Origin of the sequence: Segatella maculosa OT 289 (assembly GCF_000243015.1) — a bacterium.
GTDB classification, from domain to species: Bacteria; Bacteroidota; Bacteroidia; order Bacteroidales; family Bacteroidaceae; genus Prevotella; species Prevotella maculosa.
Window position 1 is genome coordinate 16,062 of record NZ_JH594502.1, and the last position, 17,906, is coordinate 33,967.

General features: G+C 47.8%; 12 protein-coding genes. 5 read left to right on the plus strand and 7 right to left on the minus strand.

Annotated features, from left to right (window positions below; all coding sequences use genetic code 11):
* Positions 1-256: 256 nt before the first annotated feature.
* The 7 genes from HMPREF9944_RS04200 to xerA all read right to left on the minus strand — a co-directional run bounded on the left by HMPREF9944_RS04200 (position 257) and on the right by xerA (position 10,223).
* Entirely contained in the window at positions 257-1,198 is a 942-nt protein-coding gene (locus HMPREF9944_RS04200) for an NHL repeat-containing protein (RefSeq protein ID WP_026356268.1), read from the minus strand.
* Positions 1,199-1,233: 35 nt separating this feature from the next.
* On the minus strand, positions 1,234-2,430 hold the full coding sequence (locus HMPREF9944_RS04205) for a porin (RefSeq protein ID WP_008564668.1): 1,197 nt from the start codon (positions 2,428-2,430) through the stop codon (positions 1,234-1,236).
* 60 nt (positions 2,431-2,490) lie between these two features.
* Complete coding sequence (locus HMPREF9944_RS04210; protein WP_008564669.1) at positions 2,491-3,384, minus strand: HAD-IIA family hydrolase; 894 nt, start codon at positions 3,382-3,384, stop codon at positions 2,491-2,493.
* Positions 3,385-3,387: 3 nt separating this feature from the next.
* The gene (locus HMPREF9944_RS04215; protein WP_008564672.1) at positions 3,388-4,872 is read right to left on the minus strand and encodes an MFS transporter; all 1,485 of its coding nucleotides are present in this window, start codon (positions 4,870-4,872) and stop codon (positions 3,388-3,390) included.
* A 24-nt stretch (positions 4,873-4,896) separates the two neighbouring features.
* On the minus strand, positions 4,897-6,291 hold the full coding sequence (gene pgtP / locus HMPREF9944_RS04220; RefSeq protein ID WP_008564675.1) for a phosphoglycerate transporter protein PgtP: 1,395 nt from the start codon (positions 6,289-6,291) through the stop codon (positions 4,897-4,899).
* A 1,142-nt stretch (positions 6,292-7,433) separates the two neighbouring features.
* Positions 7,434-8,924 carry an acetyl-CoA hydrolase/transferase C-terminal domain-containing protein gene (locus tag HMPREF9944_RS04230; protein ID WP_008564678.1) on the minus strand — a complete coding sequence of 497 codons (1,491 nt, stop codon included), beginning with the start codon at positions 8,922-8,924 and terminating at the stop codon, positions 7,434-7,436.
* 381 nt (positions 8,925-9,305) lie between these two features.
* Positions 9,306-10,223 carry a site-specific tyrosine recombinase/integron integrase gene (gene xerA / locus HMPREF9944_RS04235; protein WP_008564679.1) on the minus strand — a complete coding sequence of 306 codons (918 nt, stop codon included), beginning with the start codon at positions 10,221-10,223 and terminating at the stop codon, positions 9,306-9,308.
* Between the two features lie 100 nt (positions 10,224-10,323).
* On the opposite strand from xerA, the gene aroQ reads away from it, so the two are divergent.
* From aroQ to HMPREF9944_RS04260, 5 genes are all read left to right on the plus strand, one after another.
* A complete protein-coding gene (gene aroQ, locus HMPREF9944_RS04240; RefSeq protein ID WP_008564680.1) occupies positions 10,324-10,758 on the plus strand; it encodes a type II 3-dehydroquinate dehydratase in 435 nt (144 codons plus the stop codon).
* Positions 10,759-10,761: 3 nt separating this feature from the next.
* Entirely contained in the window at positions 10,762-11,442 is a 681-nt protein-coding gene (locus HMPREF9944_RS04245) for an O-methyltransferase (RefSeq protein ID WP_008564681.1), read from the plus strand.
* 233 nt (positions 11,443-11,675) lie between these two features.
* Positions 11,676-14,774: a SusC/RagA family TonB-linked outer membrane protein gene (locus tag HMPREF9944_RS04250; protein WP_008564682.1), complete on the plus strand. Its 3,099-nt coding sequence runs from the start codon at positions 11,676-11,678 to the stop codon at positions 14,772-14,774.
* Between the two features lie 10 nt (positions 14,775-14,784).
* On the plus strand, positions 14,785-16,518 hold the full coding sequence (locus HMPREF9944_RS04255; protein ID WP_008564684.1) for a RagB/SusD family nutrient uptake outer membrane protein: 1,734 nt from the start codon (positions 14,785-14,787) through the stop codon (positions 16,516-16,518).
* The gene (locus HMPREF9944_RS04260) at positions 16,512-17,906 is read left to right on the plus strand and encodes a DUF4960 domain-containing protein (RefSeq protein ID WP_008564686.1); all 1,395 of its coding nucleotides are present in this window, start codon (positions 16,512-16,514) and stop codon (positions 17,904-17,906) included. The genes HMPREF9944_RS04255 and HMPREF9944_RS04260 overlap by 7 nt, the downstream gene beginning before the upstream one ends.

Here is a 17,906-nt window from a genome sequence, read left to right on the forward strand (position 1 = left end):
TGCACGGCTCGTGCCTCCGTTTAAACAATCCTGCATGTATGCTTTCAATTCAGCTGGAGCGGACGCCCGAGCCGTGCACCCCTACATGCAAAAGCGGGCTTCTGTGCAGTCTAAAATAGGGAAGCACAGCCCGTACGTCGGCTCAATGGCCTTTTTATCAAGATAAAAAAGGATGCCGAACAATTGATCACTCAATCGTTCGGCGCATTTTATAGCTCATAGGCCTAAGGCCATGAGTGAGAAAAGTCTGTGTTGTTTATTTGATTTTCTCGTAAACATAGAGCTCGTGTACCTCACCCGTGTAGCCTTCCTCGGTGAAAGGACCGATCGGCATGCCCAAAAGTATCTGGTTACCACGGTTGTTGAGCACCACAAGGTCGTCGTTCGTCGGGTCTATGGAGAGCCCTTCAATCTCGCCGGCACGGCGGAAATCGCCCATTTCGCGGAAGAGTTCAATGCGACCTGCTATGGCTCCGGCTGCAACCTTACCCGGTTTCTTCACTGCTTTGAAGTTCTCTACGGTCACTTGTGTGCCGTCTTTAAGACCAGTATAAGGCACGTTGGAAACGTCGGCCACGTAGATGTTGTCCGCAATACCGAAGGTTGACTCGCCATCATCGGCAGCAAAGAGCATTTTTCCATCGGCAATGAAGATGCCTTGGCACCAATATGGACACGGACGGCACTGCATCTTGGTGTAATACTTGCCCGTTTCGAGGCTGTAACAATACACGTATCGACTGTCAACCCAGTCACTCATCCACACAAGGTTCTTCTCGCGGTCGATGGCAAGGCCTGAACACTCCACTTGTCCCGACTCCGCAATCCATGGAATGGTTCGTTTCCACTTCAAAGTCTTAGCATCATAGACGTCAATTGATATATTATGGCCCTGACCGAACTCAAATTTCTCGTTACCGGTGTAGATTTCACCGTTGAAAATGTCGATATCGCCGAAGTGGTTGGCCTTTTCTGGGTCTCTGAACGGCTGATCGTTCTTCATAATGAGGTTGCCCTGCTTGTCATACTTGTAGAGTGCGCGCGTGTCGGACACGTAGTAGTAGTCCTTGTCAATGGCAATACCTTGCCGACCGGCTACGGGAATGACCTTCTTGAGGCGATATTCGGAGCCCAAGTGTTGTGCATGTGCCGCAACGGCTAAGCAAGCGGCAGCAAGAATCATAGATAACTTTTTCATAATCGTGAATTTTGAAAGATTAAACGATGGTTTTCTTAGAACTTATACATGGCCATGATCTGTATCTGGCTTGAACCTTTCTTGCCACCATTGGAGAAATCTTTTGCCTCTTTGGTGTACATGGAGTAGCCATAGTTAGCCTGTATCTTGAGTTTCTTGGAGAACATGTAGGTGAAGCCGCCCAAAATGCGGTCGTAGTTGTTCAAGGTTGCCTTGTTTACCTTGTCGCGATACATGTCATAGCGCACAACTGGCACCCAATTTCCGATGGTATAGGCCGCAAGGGCATAGAAACCGTCTTCCTTCACATAGCTTCCGGCCTGTATGTGGCCGTATTCTGTACGCAGGTTCAAGCCGTTGGGGTCGTTATACCATGCTCCGACGATGTAACGGTTCATCTCTTGATGCTTCACACCGGCCGGAACAAGACTGTTTCCACCAGCGATATTCTCCGAAGCATACTCGCCCCAGTTGTACGCACCCTTGAACATAAGGTTCTTGATGGGGCGGAATTCGAGTACAGTAATGATGTCCTTCGACTTGTTGTTGTCGTCTTTCATCGGCATGTTTCCGTTAGTCAGCGAGAGGTAGTAGCTCAAATAGTTGAAGTCTTTCTCCGCATTCGGCAGCAGATTACCGAACACCATCACGCCAAGGTCGCGACCATAGTCCACAACATTGTAGGAAACAGGGTTACGGCATACCATTCTGTAGCAGATATTAGAGAAATCGACGGTCTCGAGCGTTGCGGGAGATATGTTATAGTTCTCAAACCCGAGCGGAAGATAGTATTGTCCGGCCCTGATATTGAGCGCATCAGAGAGCTTCGCCGTGGCGAAAGCGTCCATCACTTGGAGGTTCTTCTGTCCGTTTCCGTTCCTTGAACCGCCAATACCATTGAAAGCCTCAATCTGTAAACGGAAGGTAACGTTCTCCATCACCTGTCCGTCCATGATTAAACGCAGGCGTTTGGCTTGGAACGACGATGTCCCTTTGCCTTGGGTGGTGTAGTTCCAACCCGTTTGCAGGTAACCTGAGAGCTTCGGGAGCTTGGAGATGAGTTTTTCCAAGGCTGAAGTGTTTTCCTCATCCGTGGTTTTCTCGGTCGAGGTTGTGGCTGTTTCCGTTGCAGTGTTCGTTTCTGCCGGTCCCATGTTCGCGTTTTCGTCGGCTGCAAGCGCAGGAGCTGAAATCAACAATGCGCTCACGAAAGACATAAATACTCGTTTCATAGAATGTAGTGTTAGTTATTAATGAATGATTGATTATAAAAAATACAAGTCTTTATTGAGTTAAGACAATGTCAGTTTTCTTGCTTTTACCAACAGTTTCCCAAACTCTTCGACGTTAAGCGCCGTAATATCTGGTTGCCGTTCATAGGTAAGGGATTGTTCCAACGTTGTTTCTCCAGAGAGAACCAGCACACCCAAGGCCCCTGCATTCTGTGCGGCGGCCACATCGGTATAGATTCTGTCTCCACACATGGCGACTTCATCGGGCTTCAAACCAAACCGTTCGCTGATACAATAGAGCATATTGGGGTTGGGTTTGCCGATGACAACGTCGGGCTTACGCTTTGTCGAGGCCTCAATGGCGCTGCAAATAGAGCCACAATCAACAAGAATTACCTCCTGATCCGTGGGGCATACCCAATCGGGATTGGTGGCAATGAAGGGGATTTCGGCCTTCGAGGCCCACCAAGCCGCACGACATAGCCGTTCATAAGTAAGGGTTGTGTCGAAAGCAACCACTAACATGTCCGGACGGTCTTGCGGAGAATCTGCCGTCAGTTCAAAGCCGGCGTTCGTAAATTCCCGTTGCATGCTCGGTGTTCCCAAAGCGAATATGCGCTTGACTTGCGGATAATGCAGCTTGATATAGTCTATTGTAGCAATCGACGACGTGTACATCTGCTCCTCCGTAGCCTCAATTCCCAATGCTTTCAGCTTCAATAAATAGTCCTTACTGCTCTTGGTTGGGTTGTTGGTCAGGAAAGAATACGAGATACCATGAGCCCTCAGCGTCTGCAAAAAGCCTTGGGTATAGGGGAAGAGTGTGCTTCCCAAGTAGATGGTTCCGTCCATGTCCAAGGCCACATGCTTGATCTTGGCACAGCATTTCAGCAATCTTTCTTCCGAAAGCGGGGTGATATAAGATTCAATGGTCTTCATATGGTGTTCTTTCATGCGTTATTCGTCGTAGTTGATAGACTGACTCTTCTCATAACCATCGCGTGGAGCTTGCCACATCGACACGAGAATGAAGATGCAGATGACGGCAACAACGATGATGGTTTCAAAGACATGAGTCCACCCATAGAGGTCGGCAACGTAGCCAACCAGCAGACCCGACAGACCGGCACCAATGTAACCCAAGATGCCCGCCAGGCCGTTGGCACGCGCTGAGGCCTCTTTCGTGGCCTGATTGCCCAAAGCTATGCCGATAAGTGCCTGTGGCCCGTAGATACAGAAGCCTGCACCGATGAGGATAATCGTTGTCAAAAGGAAGCTCGAATTCTGGGGTAGGAACCTGAATATCGTCATAAAGAGCGTTGCACCCACCATACTGAACACGCACATACGGTGAGCCTTGCCTTTAAAAAGATGGTCAGTGGCCCACCCAGCGAACAAGGTTCCGACGATACCTGCTATCTCAAAGGCCGCAACAGTCCAGCCGGCTTCCGCTATTTTCATGCCTCTGCTCTCGGTAAGGAACTTCGGTCCCCAGTCCAAAATACCCATACGAACGATATATACAAAGAGATTAGCGATGCAAAATGTCCAAACCCAGCGGTTTTTCCACACCATAATCATCTCGAATTTCTTCCGGGCTTTCTTGTCTTTTGCGTCAGTATAGTGGCCCAATGAGGTGTCGGGGAGGTCGGGAAGCCCTACATCTTTCGGTTCATCGCGGAGTCCTATCAGAATGAAAAGCGAACCTACCAACGCGATGCAGGCCGGAATCCAAAAGCACCAACGCCATGCTCCGGTATGAGATGCGTAGGCCAAGGCCTGATTTGCGGCATCCGTGACCCCATTGTCTGTGAGATGAGTCGTCAACTGGGCCACCCAAGCTGGATTGCTGCTCAGGTTGACGCCCATTGTGCCCATGATGTATCCGCAAATCAGCACAGCCAGCGTCGCACCCACGGAATGTGAGGTGTTCCATATCGACATCTTCGTGGCTAACTCGCTGGGATGAATCCAGTGGGGCAGTATTCTGGCGCAGGGAGGATAGCCCATTCCTTGGAAATATTGATTAAGAATGATGATGATTCCCATGATGAAGATAAACGTCGACGTGAAGTCTGCCCCGTGATCCGCCCCGGTTATCATCGCACTAAGGTTGACACCGAACCCGAAAGCAAAGTTTGCAACGGCACAAAGGAACAAACCTAATGCCATGACTATGCGACCTTTGATCTTATCGACCAGATAGCCGTTGATGAATCTCGAGAAACCATAGACGAGCGAGCCGATAAAGATAATCCAACCAAAGCTTTTATTGGTGATACCATACTCTGCTGTCAGTCCTGGCATGGCCAAAGAGAAGTTCTTTCTCACGAAGTAGAAGATGGCATATCCTATCATTGTGATGAGAATAGTGCGCATTTGCCATTTCAAAAACGGTTTTCTTTGTGGCCCTAACGGTTTATATACGTCTGTCTTTTCCATTATAAAATTTAGTGTTTTTAGTGTTTATGCTTCGTTCTTTTGCTGTTTTACCAGATATTGTTCCTCATGATAGGTCAGTCCCATAAAGAGAATGGAAAGTAAACAGGCGATGATGAGGAGAATAAACGTCCAGTTCCAGCCGGCAACTTCGGCTACATAGCCGATAACGATGTTGGCCAGAAGCGCCGTTCCCAGTACATAGCCCATGAAACCCGTCAAACCGGCCGCCGTTCCTGCTGCGTTCTTCGGCGCAAGGTCTAAAGCTTGCACTCCAATGAGCATTACTGGCCCGTAAATCAGGAAACCTATGGCGATTAAACAGCCGATAACGACATTCACATTGTCGATGTTCTGCCAATAAACCACGATGGCTACGGCCACAAGCACCATGAATAGGATCGTAGGCAGGGCACGTCGGCCGTTGAATACCTTGTCTGACAGCCAACCGCAGATGATGGTGCCCGGAATGGCAGCTATCTCGTAGGCGAAGTAGGCCCAGCCGGCACTCTTGATGTCGATGCCTTTCTCGGTCAGAATAGTCGGTGCCCAGTCCAAACAGCCGTAGCGTACCATGTAAACAAAGGCATTCGCAAAGGCAATATACCAAAGGAACTTGTTGGAAAGCACGATTCTGAATATCTCTTTCGTGGAAAGTACCTGCTCGGCCTTCTCATTATAGTTCTTTGAAGCCGAGCCGCTCCACTTCTCAATAGAGGGAAGTCCGCACGATTGTGGCGTGTCTCGTATCATGCTATAGGCCAACAAGGCAATCAAAATGGCTACCGCGGCCGGGAAAGCATAGGTTCCGATGAGGAAATATCGCTGCGCATCGGCACCATAGAACCACGATCCGAACCACATTGCGCCATATACGGCCATAGGACCTACCAAAGCGCCGCCAACATTATGGGCACAGTTCCAGAACGACATCCATGTTCCGCGCTCTTTGATGGAGAACCAGTGCGTCATCACGCGTCCGCACGGCGGCCACCCCATGCCGTTGAACCAGCCCACAAGGAAGTTGAGCACAGCCATCAGGAGAATGGCCAGCGATTTGTGGTCGGCACCGATCCATTGAATGGGAACAATCATGAAGAGCATGGATATGGCGGCCATCACCAAGCCCAATGGCAGGAAAGCACGGGCGTTACTACGGTCGGAAATGCTTGCCATGATGAACTTCGAGAAGCCATATGCAATGGCATTCATCGAGAGTACGATACCCAATTCACCCTTGTCGAAACCGAAATTGGCAAGCATTGGTATCGCCATTGAGAAGTTCTTGCGCACAATATAAAAGCCGGCGTATCCGATAAAGATGCCCAAGAACACCTGCCAACGCAATTTCTTGTATCTTGCATCGGCTTCGGGGCCGGTTTGTTCGGCTTTATAGGCCGGAGGAGTCAGTAGTTTCCACATAGGATATGAATGGTTTTCAGTGTTGTAAATAGCGTGTTATCATCTTATAAAGCCTGTGTTCTCAAGCATAGGTCGTGCATTTGGGAATACGATTCTCGTCGCCCTGCATCACCTGCACATGGAAAAACCGAGGCAAAAAGGCCGTAAAAGAAATACCATTTAGGCTTGTTCTTCGTTTTCATTGTATGGTATGATGGTTTCATTTCGGAAATATTCCGCATTACTTTGCTTGTGTTGGTAAGACTATATGTTTCATACGAAAACAAAGATAGGCTATTTATGGCAATTCCATTCATTCTATTAACATCTTTTATAAATTTAATAACCACCTTTTCTCTATTTCTTTTCATGCCGATAAAGGCCGAAGTCATTTCCATTGGCCACGCCCTTGAGGCTCATAGGAATAGAATGAGAGGGGGAATAAGCGGCATGCAACCCGTAACCCCACTGGATTTATGGGCTCTCCTGACCCTTTCAAAGGACGGAAATCCAATATATTGCAACTCCATGCTGTTGGCGACAGGTCGCTTGGTCTTCCTTGTTCAATTTCTATTCGGCGGAAAATACATCGCAGCTATTGGGGGGCAGTGCTGCAAGCGTTGCGCGTTTCATTCCCAATCGATTCTTTGAAGTAGTGTTACGTTGTCTCGTTTTTCGGCTATGCTCAGTCGTTTGGTTTCCGAAGAGGAATGTAATGAAAATACTTAACAAAAGGCTTTGCGCAGCTTGCGTATTTGAAAAGCGAAAGAAGATGGACGGAAATACGCGCCGAATTTCAAGTGTTTGTAATCCATTGGTATGCAGATGGTTATGAAAATTAGCAGAAACGACGACGAGAAATAAATGCCAAAGCGGTGCCGTTTGGCTGCAACAACGTTGCAATATGCCCCGGTTTGGCAGGTAAAATAAGCCAGATTAGCGTGTGATATGGCCCATATCGGCATGTAAAATGGGCCATATTGCGGGCAAACAGGACTGAAATGAGTGCATCACCTGCAAGAAACGACAAGACCATTTACCAAAACCAAGCAGAAAACCGCAGAGACCTTCGCCTCCCATTTCTATTTGGTTGCTTGGAAAAGCCCTGTCTTTTGTGTAATTATTTTAACATGATTGACAGAAGACACAATCTTTTTCCGGCATCAAAACTCCGTCAGTCGCATGTCCCCTTTCGTCAGATAGGCATCGTGGAAGGCGAGGGCTGAACGCATGTGCTGCGGTTCGTGCCCCTTACCTGCTATCTTCAGGTAGTCGCGAAGCAAGGGACGATAGTCCGGATGCGCACAGTTTTCGATGATTTCCTGTGCTCTTCGCAGCGGACCTTTGCCTCTCAAGTCGGCCACTCCCTGCTCGGTTACAATGACATCTACGTCGTGTTCGGTCGAATCTACATGGCTGCACATGGGCACAATGCTACTGATGGCACCGTTTTTTGCCGTACTCTGCGTCGTAAAAATACTGATAAAGCCGTTCCGTTCATAGTCGCATGAGCCGCCGACTCCGTTCATCAGCCGGCTGCCACAGATGTGACTGGAGTTCTCGTTGCCGTAGATATCGCACTCAAGTGCCGTATTCATGGCGATGACTCCAAGTCTTCTGATGACCTCGGGCGCGTTGCTAATCTCGCTTTGACGTATGGTTATGCGGGCTTTGAAATAGTCCATGTCGGCATAAATGCCTTTTAAGGTGTCGTTGGTGACAGTCAACGACGAGCAACTGGCAGCTTTGATGCGCCCCTCTCTCATGTATTTTACGACGGAATCTTGCACAACCTCCGCGTAAACGGAGAACACCGGGACGGCCGGATTCTGCCCCAATGCCTCGAGAACGGCGTTGCTCGTCACGCCAACTCCGCTCTGCAAGGGCAGGAATTCGGGCGGAATGATGCCCCGTTTCAGGTCGTTCACCAAGAAATCGGCCACGTTATGGCCCATTTGTTCAGTGACCGGGTCGAGCGGAGTGAATGCGCGTGCCTCCTCGGGAATGCAACATTCCACCACACCAACGATTTTCTTGGCATCGATTTCCACGTATTCTCTGCCGATACGGTCGCCAACCTGCAGGATAGGAATGGGGAGACGGCGGGGGCATTCGGCTATCTCGTACACGTCATGCAGCAGATGTGACGTCGGATGGTGAAAGCTGTTGTGCTCGATGATGACGTGTTTAGCCAGCCTGACGATGGTGGGTACGATGCCTCCGGCACTGGTCAGGAAGGCCTTGCATGTGGAGGTTCCCTCCTCCAAGCCGCTCACTTCGATGATGGCCCAGTCGATTTCGCCATAGAACCCACGCCGCAATCGCTCGGCAACATGGCCAAGATGCATGTCCTCGAAGTCGATTTCGCCCGCGTTGGTGCAGTCTCTGAAGTCCTTATTCGTGGAGAACGGCGCCCTGAACTTGATGGCCTTGGCCGCTGCCATGTCGCCTTCTACGCTCTGACCTGTGGAGGCTCCGGTGATAATTCCAATCTGAAAGGGACGCCCGGCCGCGTGTTCTTGCTCGGCATGTTTGGAGAGTTCGCGGAAAACGGCCTTGGGAACACCGTTTGGAGTGAACCCCGAAAGCGCAATGGTCTCGTCGTTTTTGATCATGGCCGCAGCCTCGGCAGCCGACATTCTCGTGTATCCCATATCGTTGTTTCAATTGATGTGAACAAAGATACGACTAATTTTATAAATATACAAACATTCTTTTGTTTTTGCATAAAAGTAAGATGAATTTGTATAATTATCAATGTTAGATGCGCAAAAAATTGGTTTCCGGGGCCGATAGCTCTTGTCTTAGGGCAGAAGACAGCGTGGTTCGCAGACCCAACCTGCTTTCATGGAATGTGCTTCCACCTTATTATATATATACCTATCATGCTCTCGCCTCCCGTTTTATTGCGAAAAGGCATGTGAATGGAGTTATTGTCGGCACATTTCGTATGAAGCGAGCATGCAGAATGCGCACGTGCGTTTCTCTTTTACCTTGAGCGGATGCACGAACCATGCGTCTCTACATGCGTTACCTCACGGTTTTTTCATGTTTCGGGGGTGATGATTCAGGATTTCTTCGCGTAAGGTTGTCGTGTCGATGTGTGTATAAATCTCGGTGGTACCGATGCTTTCGTGGCCCAACATGGCCTGAATGGCCCGCAAATCGGCGCCACCTTTCAACAAAGCCGTGGCAAAACTGTGGCGCAAGGTGTGGGGGGAAATCGTCTTTTTGAGGCCGGCTTCTTCAGCTTGTCGCTTGATCATGATGAGAATCATGGTGCGCGTGAGATGCCCACCACGCTTACTCAGAAATACGAAATCTTCTTCTCCACGCTTGATTTTCAGGTGGACACGGTCGGTGAACCACAGTTTTAGTTCTTTAATGGCACGCGGAGAAATCGGCACGAGCCGCTCTTTCGACCCCTTACCCAGCACGCGAATGAAGCCTTCTTCAAGATGGAGTTGCGAGAGTTTCAAGTTGACTAATTCCGAAACACGCAGGCCACAAGAGAACAACATCTCGATAATGGCGCGGTTACGTTGGCCTTCGGGCTTCGAAAGGTCAATGCTTTGTTCCAGCAAATCCACCTCTTCGGTGGACAGAACCTCGGGCAGATGTTGTCCCAAGACGGGCGATTCGAGCAGTTCGGTGGGGTCGGTTTCGATGTAACCGTCAAGCAACAGATAGCGATAAAAGGAGCGGACGCCACTCAAGATGCGGGCCTGTGAGCGCGGACCGACTTGATATTCATGCAGCGAAGCCGCAAAATGCTGCAGGTCTTCGGGCTGCAAGGCCGTCGGTTTGCGCGATTCTCGGTCGCAATAGTCCATGAGCCATGCGATGTCATGGGCATAGGCATCGATTGTGTTCTGCGAATAATTGCGCTCCAACTTCAGATATCGCAGATAAGTCTTCAGTATATTCGCATCGCTTTTCTTGTCGGTTTCCATTTATTTTATTATTTTTGCTGCTGCAGGACGGCGTATTCGGCAAGTGTTGTAAGCCTTTCCGCATGCCATTGCTGCAAAGATAAACAAAAAAAACGAGACAATGAAGATTCAAATCATCAACGGACCGAACCTCAATCTCTTGGGAGTTCGCGAGCCGGGTATCTATGGCGGCCGGTCGTTTGAGGACTTTCTGCCCGCAGTGAAGGCTAAATTCCCCGATATCGAGATTGAATATTTCCAGAGTAACAGCGAGGGTGAGCTGATTGACAAGCTGCAGAAAGTGGGCTTTACGCATGACGGTGTGGTGCTGAATGCCGGTGCTTACACCCATACGAGCATTGCCTTGCAAGACTGTATTCGCGCATTGAAGTGCCCGGTGGTGGAGGTTCACATCAGTAATGTGCACCGTCGGGAGGCTTTCCGCCATCAGTCTTACCTCAGTTCTGTCTGCCTTGGCGTCGTCTGTGGCTTCGGATTGCATGGCTATGTCATGGCCATTGACGGCATACTTGCCCATCTTTCCAATGCCGTTTGAGCGATGAATAGACACGGAGAGCGGCAGGTTGCGGCACTGCAAAGCATTGAAGACCCTATCAATGCGTATATCGTGCAACACATCGACCCCGAAGACGACTATCTGTATCGCCTCTATCGGGCCACGAATATCCACACCATACACGGCCGAATGGCCAGCGGGCATATTCAAGGCAGGCTGCTCAAGATGCTTGTCACGATGATTCGACCGAGGAATATCCTTGAAGTGGGCACGTTCAGTGGCTACAGTGCGATCTGCATGGCCGAGGGATTGACGGGCGACGGCAAGGTATATACGTTTGAAATCAACGACGAAATGGAAGACTTTACACGCCCTTGGATTGAGCAATCTCATGTAAGTGAGCGCATTGTTTTCACCATCGGAGATGCCAATCTGTTGGCCCCTAAGCTTGGAATTACGTTCGATATGGCTTTCATCGACGGCGATAAACGCACGTATATCGAGACTTATGAGATGGCAATGTCAGTGCTTCGGCGGGGCGGTTACATTGTGGCCGACAATACATTGTGGGACGGTCACGTCGTAGATTCAGCCTATGACCACGACCAACAGACCCTCGGTATCCGTGCATTCAACGACCATGTGATGGCCGATAAGCGGGTAGAGAAAGTTATTCTGCCTCTTCGTGACGGGCTTTCGCTTATCCGTAAGATTGCGGAATAGGCCAAAGAAGTACGATGGATGGCAGAAAGTGGGGCCAACCTTGCAGGGAATGCAACATTTTGAACAAAAGCTATCACTTTTGTTTCATGTAACATTTTTGCTTTGTTTTGAACGATAAGTTCGTTCGTTTTACAAGATTGCGGTTTATCTTTGCGACAGAAACCTTGATAGGATCATTGAAAAGTCATGTGGTTCCTGTCTGATAACATTATAAACCTAAATAAAATTAACGAATGAACAATCTGAAACGACTCATGATGAGCACCATGCTCATGTTCTGTTGCACATTGATTTATGCGCAAACAGAGTTTTCTGGAATTGTTGTCGATGCCAATGGCGACCCGATTATCGGTGCCTCGGTCATGGAAAAAGGTACATCTAACGGTACGATTTCCGACATCGACGGCAACTTCAAACTGAAGGCGAAGCCGGGTTCCACCCTTCTTATCACCTACATCGGCTACGTCGGACAAGAAGTAAAAGCTGCTCCAAATCTGAAAATCACACTGAAAGAAGAATCAAAACTGTTGAACGAGGTTGTTGTTACGGGCTATACGAAGCAAAGAAAGGCCGATTTGACGGGGGCAATCTCAGTGGTCAGCGTCAACGAAATAGCCAAACAGAATGAAAACAACCCTATCAAAGCACTGCAAGGTCGTGTGCCGGGAATGAATATTTCGGCTGACGGTGCACCGTCGGGAAGTGCAACTGTGCGCATTCGCGGTATCGGAACGCTGAACAACAACGATCCACTTTATATTATAGATGGTGTGCCAACGAAAGTAGGTATGCACGAACTCAACGGTAACGACATTGAAAGTATCCAGGTGTTGAAGGATGCAGCCTCGGCTTCTATCTATGGTTCACGTGCTGCCAACGGCGTAATTATCATCACAACCAAGCAGGGAAAGAAAGGAAAAGTAAAGGTTGACCTTGACGCTTCAGTAGCCGTTTCATCCTATGCGCATAAGATGGATGTGATGAATGCTAAGGAATATGGGCAGGTAATGTGGCAGGCTTATGTCAATGATGGCATGGATCCCAACACCAATGGCTTGGGCTATCGCTATCAGTGGGGCTATGATGCCAACGGATATCCTGTGCTGAATGGCATCAAGATGAATAAATATCTCGATGCAGCAAGCACAACTCCTGCCGCAGATACCGATTGGTTTGACCAGACAACGCGTACAGGAGTAATCCAACAATATAATGTTGCCGTGAGCAACGGCACGGAGAAAGGAAGCTCTTACTTCTCTCTTGGTTACTATAAGAACCTTGGTATCATCAAAACTTCTGACTTTGAGCGTTTCTCTGCACGTATGAATTCCGACTATAAGCTCATCAGTAACGTGCTGACTGTAGGTGAAAACTTCACCTTGAACCGTACTTCTGAGGTGCAAGCTCCTGGTGGTTTCCTCAGCAACGTATTGCAATTCAATCCCTCTTTGCCTGTATATACGGCTAAAGGAGAGTATGCCGGCCCTGTAGGAGGCTATCCCGACCGTGAGAACCCGGTAGCCCGTTTGCAACGAAACAAAGATAACCGTTATACTTATTGGCGTCTTTTCGGTGATGCTTACTTAAACCTGAACCCTTTCAAAGGCTTTAATATCCGCTCGACTTTCGGCCTTGACTACAGCCAAAAGCAACAACGCATCTTCACTTACCCTGTAACCGAGGGCAATGTTGCCAATAACAAGAATGGTGTTGAAGCCAAACAGGAACATTGGACGAAATGGATGTGGAATGCAGTTGCCACTTATAACGCCGTTATGAGACTCAACAGAGTAGACGCTATGTTCGGTATGGAGCTTAACCGTGAGGATGATACCAATTTCTCTGGGTACAAAGAGAACTTCATTATCCTTAATCCCGACTACATGTGGCCTGATGCCGGCGTGGGAACAGCACAGAGTTACGGTGGCGGTTCAGGCTTCTCGCTCGTTTCCTACTTTGGAAAACTCAACTATAACTACGATGATAAATACATGGCTTCACTGACTGTGCGTCATGATGGAAGCTCCCGTTTCGGTCGTAACAACCGTTATGCCACCTTCCCTTCTGTCTCTGTGGGCTGGCGAATCAACCGTGAAAACTTCCTCAAGAAAGCTACATGGATTGACGATTTGAAGCTTCGTGCCTCATGGGGACAGACGGGTAACCAGGAAATTTCGAACATTGCACGCTATACTATCTATGTAAGTAACTACGGAGTCAGTGAGAATGGTGGTCAGAGTTATGGCACTTCTTATGATATCGGCGGTACGAATGGTGGCAAAACCCTGCTGTCCGGCTTCAAACGTGACCAGATTGGAAACGACAATATCAAGTGGGAAACAACCACACAGACCAATCTTGGTCTTGACTTCTCATTCTTCAACGGAAGTCTTTATGGCGGTTTTGATTGGTATTACAAGAAGACCAAGGACATTCTTGTGCAGATGGCAGGCATCGCAGCCATGGGAGAAGGCAGCACACAATGGATTAATGCAGGCGAAATGGAGAACCGAGGTATAGAACTAAACCTTGGCTATCGCGGTCAGACCAACTTTGGATTGAAATATGATCTCACAGGAAATATCGGTACATATCGCAACAAAATCACGAAACTTCCAGCTACAGTTGCTGCCAATGGAACCTTTGGTGGTAACGGTGTGAAGAGCGTTATTGGTCATCCTATGGGTGCACAGGTGGGCTATATTGCCGATGGTATCTTCAAAAGTCAAGATGAAATCGACAATAATGCCGTGCAGGATGGTGCTGCATTAGGACGCATCCGATGGAAAGATCTCAATGGAGACAATAAGATTACTGAGGCAGATCAGGACTGGATTTATAATCCTGTGCCCGACTTCACCTATGGTTTCAATCTCTATTTAGAATATAAGAACTTCGATTTCACCATGTTCTGGCAGGGTGTTCAAGGTGTGGATATCATTTCAGACCTGAAGAAAGAAACCGATATCTGGGCGGGTTTAAACATTGGTTTCCTCAACAAAGGACGCCGTTTGCTTGACGCCTGGAGCCCAACCAACATGGGAAGCAACATTCCGGCATTGACTTTGTCGGACAACAACAATGAAAAGCGTGTGTCAACCTATTGGGTTGAAAACGGTTCTTACTTGAAACTGCGCACCATTCAACTGGGATATAACTTCCCACAAAGCATTGCCAAGAAACTCTTTATGGAGCGTTTCCGTGTTTATTTGAGTGCACAGAACCTACTTACTATCCACAGCAAGAGCTTCACGGGCGTTGATCCGGAGAATCCTAACTTTGGATATCCAATCCCACTCAACATCACTTTCGGACTGAATGTTACATTCTAAATCTAAAACAATGAAGAAATTAATATATATTTGTACGGCGTTGATGACGCTTGTATTAGGCAGTTGCTCTGATTTCCTCGACAAACAGACACCGCAAGGAACGCTGAGCGACAAGCAAGTAAAGGAATCTAAATATGTGGATAACCTTATTATATCGGCTTATGCCGTATGGATTTCGGCCGAAGACATCAACTCTTCGTTCTCAATGTGGAACTTTGATGTGCGCAGCGACGATGCTTATAAGGGCGGAAATGGTACGAGTGACGGTGATGTTTTCCACCAGTTAGAAGTTTCTCAGGGCATTCTTACCACCAATTGGAACATCAGTGACATGTGGCAACGCCTTTACAATTGCATCTCCCGCGTGAATACTGCCATTGCTCTGCTTGATAAAACAGATGCAACAAGCTATCCGCTGAAAGCCGAAAGAATAGCCGAGATGAAATATCTCCGTGCTTATGGTCACTTCCTTTTGAAGAGACTCTATAAGAATATCCCTTTCATCATGAACGAAAATCTTACAACAGAGGAGTATAACAACCTTTCCAACCGTGAGTTTAACAATGATGAAGGCTGGCAACAGATTATCAACGACCTTGAGGTGGCTTACAAAACGTTGCCTGTGAAGCAAACAGAAGTGGGCCGACCCAGCAAGGCTGCCGCTGCCGCTTTCCTTGCAAAAGTCTATCTTTATAAGGCTTATCATCAGGATAATGCTGAAAGTAACCAAGTAACGAGCATCTCGAAAGACGACTTGAAGAAGGTTATTGAATATACAGATGAAAGTATTTATACGGCTGGAGGTTATAGACTCGCTGCCGATTTCCACGATAACTTCCGTCCAGAACCACAGTATGAGAATGGCAAAGAGAGTATCTGGGCCATGCAGTATTCCATGAACGACGGTACAAAATACGGTAATCTGAACTGGAGTTACGGTCTGATTGTGCCGAATATTCCTGGAGTTACCGATGGAGGTTGCGACTTCTACAAACCCAGTCAGAACCTTGTCAATGCCTTTAAGACCGACAACAACGGCCTTCCTGAACTTGACAACTTCAACAAAGACAATTATGACAAGACCAAGGATTATGCTGATCCGCGCCTGTTTCTCACCGTTGGAATTCCTGGTTTGCCTTATGAATTCAACAAAAAGTATATCATGGACGAGAGCGCTACATGGAGTAGATCGAATGGTCTCTATGGCTATTATGTCACATTGAAGCAGAATGTAGACCCTGACTGTGGCTATCTCATCAAAGGTTCATGGTGGGGCACACCGATGAATCGCATTGTTTTCCGCTATGCCGATGTGCTATTGGAACGTGCCGAAGCTTTAGTTCAGTTGAATGACGGCCGAATCAATGAAGCCATTTCACTCGTTAACCGACTTCGTACACGTGCAAAACAGAGCATGAGTGTTATCGGTGACTATGAAAGTAAATACGGTGTCAAGATGAATGTCGGGACTTATACTGGCAGCTATGACCAAAATCAAGCTTTGAAAATCGTTAAAATGGAACGTAGGATAGAGCTTGGTATGGAGAGTGAACGCTTCTTTGACCTTGTACGTTGGGGCGAAGCAGAGAGCGTTATCAATAAATATTATGCGGAAGAAGCCAACGACTGCGCTATATATAAAGGTGCTAAGTTCACTAAGGACAAGAATGAATACCTGCCGATTCCATACGCACAGATTGCTGCATCGAACGGTCATTATACACAAAACATAGGAGCATGGTAATTATGAAAAGACTGATTTCAACATTATTTATAGTATTGTTGGGCGTGATTACATTCACATCATGCAGCGACAGCAACGTTTCTGACTTGCAACTCAGTGGGAATTGTACACTGAAGAGCCTGAAACTCGATCAATATGAGGGCACTATCGACTCGTCAAACCGTACGGTTACAGTACGCGTTCCTGAGACTTATGCCGTTGAAAACATGGCTGTGACCACACTTACTATCAGTAATGGTGCCGAAAGCACCATTAAAGTGGGCGATAACCTCAATATGTCTACACCGCAAGTCATTCGTGTAACCAACGGAGATGTATTGCTTGATTGGACGATTAGCGTGAAACGTGATGAAGCCAAGATAAAGAGTTTCAAGATAAACGATATCTATACGGGCATCATTGATGAGAAACACAAGACCATTTCGGTATATGTTCCCAAGGGACTTGACCTTACAACCCTCACACCTACTATTGAATACAGCGATGATGCAACCCTCGAACCAATGAGTGGCGTGCCGACAAACTTCATTAATCCTGTTGTCTTCAAAGTCAAAAACAATACAGCAGAGAGCCAATACACTGTCACCGTGACTGCAATCGGAAAACCTTCGGCTGTCTTTGTAGGCTTTGCTGCCTCGATGGATCAGTTGAATATGGAGGAACAAACGGCCTGCAAGTGGATGCTGGAGAACGTTTCCAACTCGCTTTATGCCTCTTTTGCCGATATCAAGAACGGTACTGTAGACCTCAGCGAATGTAAAGTTATATGGTGGCATTACCACAAAGACGGTGGCGTTGACGGCAAAAATGCATTTGAAGCTTCAGCTCCCGAAGCCCTCAATGCAGCCTTGAAGCTGAAAGACTATTATAATAATGGTGGCTCATTCCTCTTTACACGCTATGCAACCAATATGCCTGCAGAGATTGGAGCCGTTGCCAACGATGCCTGTCCTAACAACTGTTGGGGACAGAACGAGGCTGATGCTGAGACCGTAAATGGGCCATGGAGTTTCATGATTACAGGGCATACGGATCATCCTTTGTTCCAAAATCTCATCATGAAGAGTGGTGAACCGACGAATGTCTACACCTGTGATACAGGCTATCGCATTACTAACTCTACCGCACAATGGCACATTGGAAACGATTGGGGCGGTTATGATGACTACACAGCATGGCGTAGTAAGACCGGAGGAAAAGACCTTGCGTATGGTGGCGACGGTGCTATTGTGGCATGGGAATTCCCCGCAAGTGGCACAAAGGGCAAGATACTATGTATCGGTTCAGGCTGTTACGATTGGTACAGCATCGCTGAAGTGGCAGAAAACTATCACAAGAACATTGTCAAGATGACTCGCAATGCATTTGATTATCTGATTAACAAGTAA

Bases quoted from the DNA above. Each gene is read 5' to 3' on its own strand.
- HMPREF9944_RS04200 (WP_026356268.1), bottom strand. From the start codon at position 1,198: ATGAAAAAGTTATCTATGATTCTTGCTGCCGCTTGCTTAGCCGTTGCG.
- HMPREF9944_RS04260 (WP_008564686.1), top strand. From the start codon at position 16,512: ATGGTAATTATGAAAAGACTGATTTCAACATTATTTATAGTATTGTTG.
- xerA (WP_008564679.1), bottom strand. From the start codon at position 10,223: ATGGAAACCGACAAGAAAAGCGATGCGAATATACTGAAGACTTATCTG.
- pgtP (WP_008564675.1), bottom strand. From the start codon at position 6,291: ATGTGGAAACTACTGACTCCTCCGGCCTATAAAGCCGAACAAACCGGC.
- HMPREF9944_RS04250 (WP_008564682.1), top strand. From the start codon at position 11,676: ATGAACAATCTGAAACGACTCATGATGAGCACCATGCTCATGTTCTGT.
- HMPREF9944_RS04255 (WP_008564684.1), top strand. From the start codon at position 14,785: ATGAAGAAATTAATATATATTTGTACGGCGTTGATGACGCTTGTATTA.
- HMPREF9944_RS04210 (WP_008564669.1), bottom strand. From the start codon at position 3,384: ATGAAAGAACACCATATGAAGACCATTGAATCTTATATCACCCCGCTT.
- HMPREF9944_RS04215 (WP_008564672.1), bottom strand. From the start codon at position 4,872: ATGGAAAAGACAGACGTATATAAACCGTTAGGGCCACAAAGAAAACCG.
- HMPREF9944_RS04205 (WP_008564668.1), bottom strand. From the start codon at position 2,430: ATGAAACGAGTATTTATGTCTTTCGTGAGCGCATTGTTGATTTCAGCT.
- HMPREF9944_RS04230 (WP_008564678.1), bottom strand. From the start codon at position 8,924: ATGGGATACACGAGAATGTCGGCTGCCGAGGCTGCGGCCATGATCAAA.
- HMPREF9944_RS04245 (WP_008564681.1), top strand. From the start codon at position 10,762: ATGAATAGACACGGAGAGCGGCAGGTTGCGGCACTGCAAAGCATTGAA.
- aroQ (WP_008564680.1), top strand. From the start codon at position 10,324: ATGAAGATTCAAATCATCAACGGACCGAACCTCAATCTCTTGGGAGTT.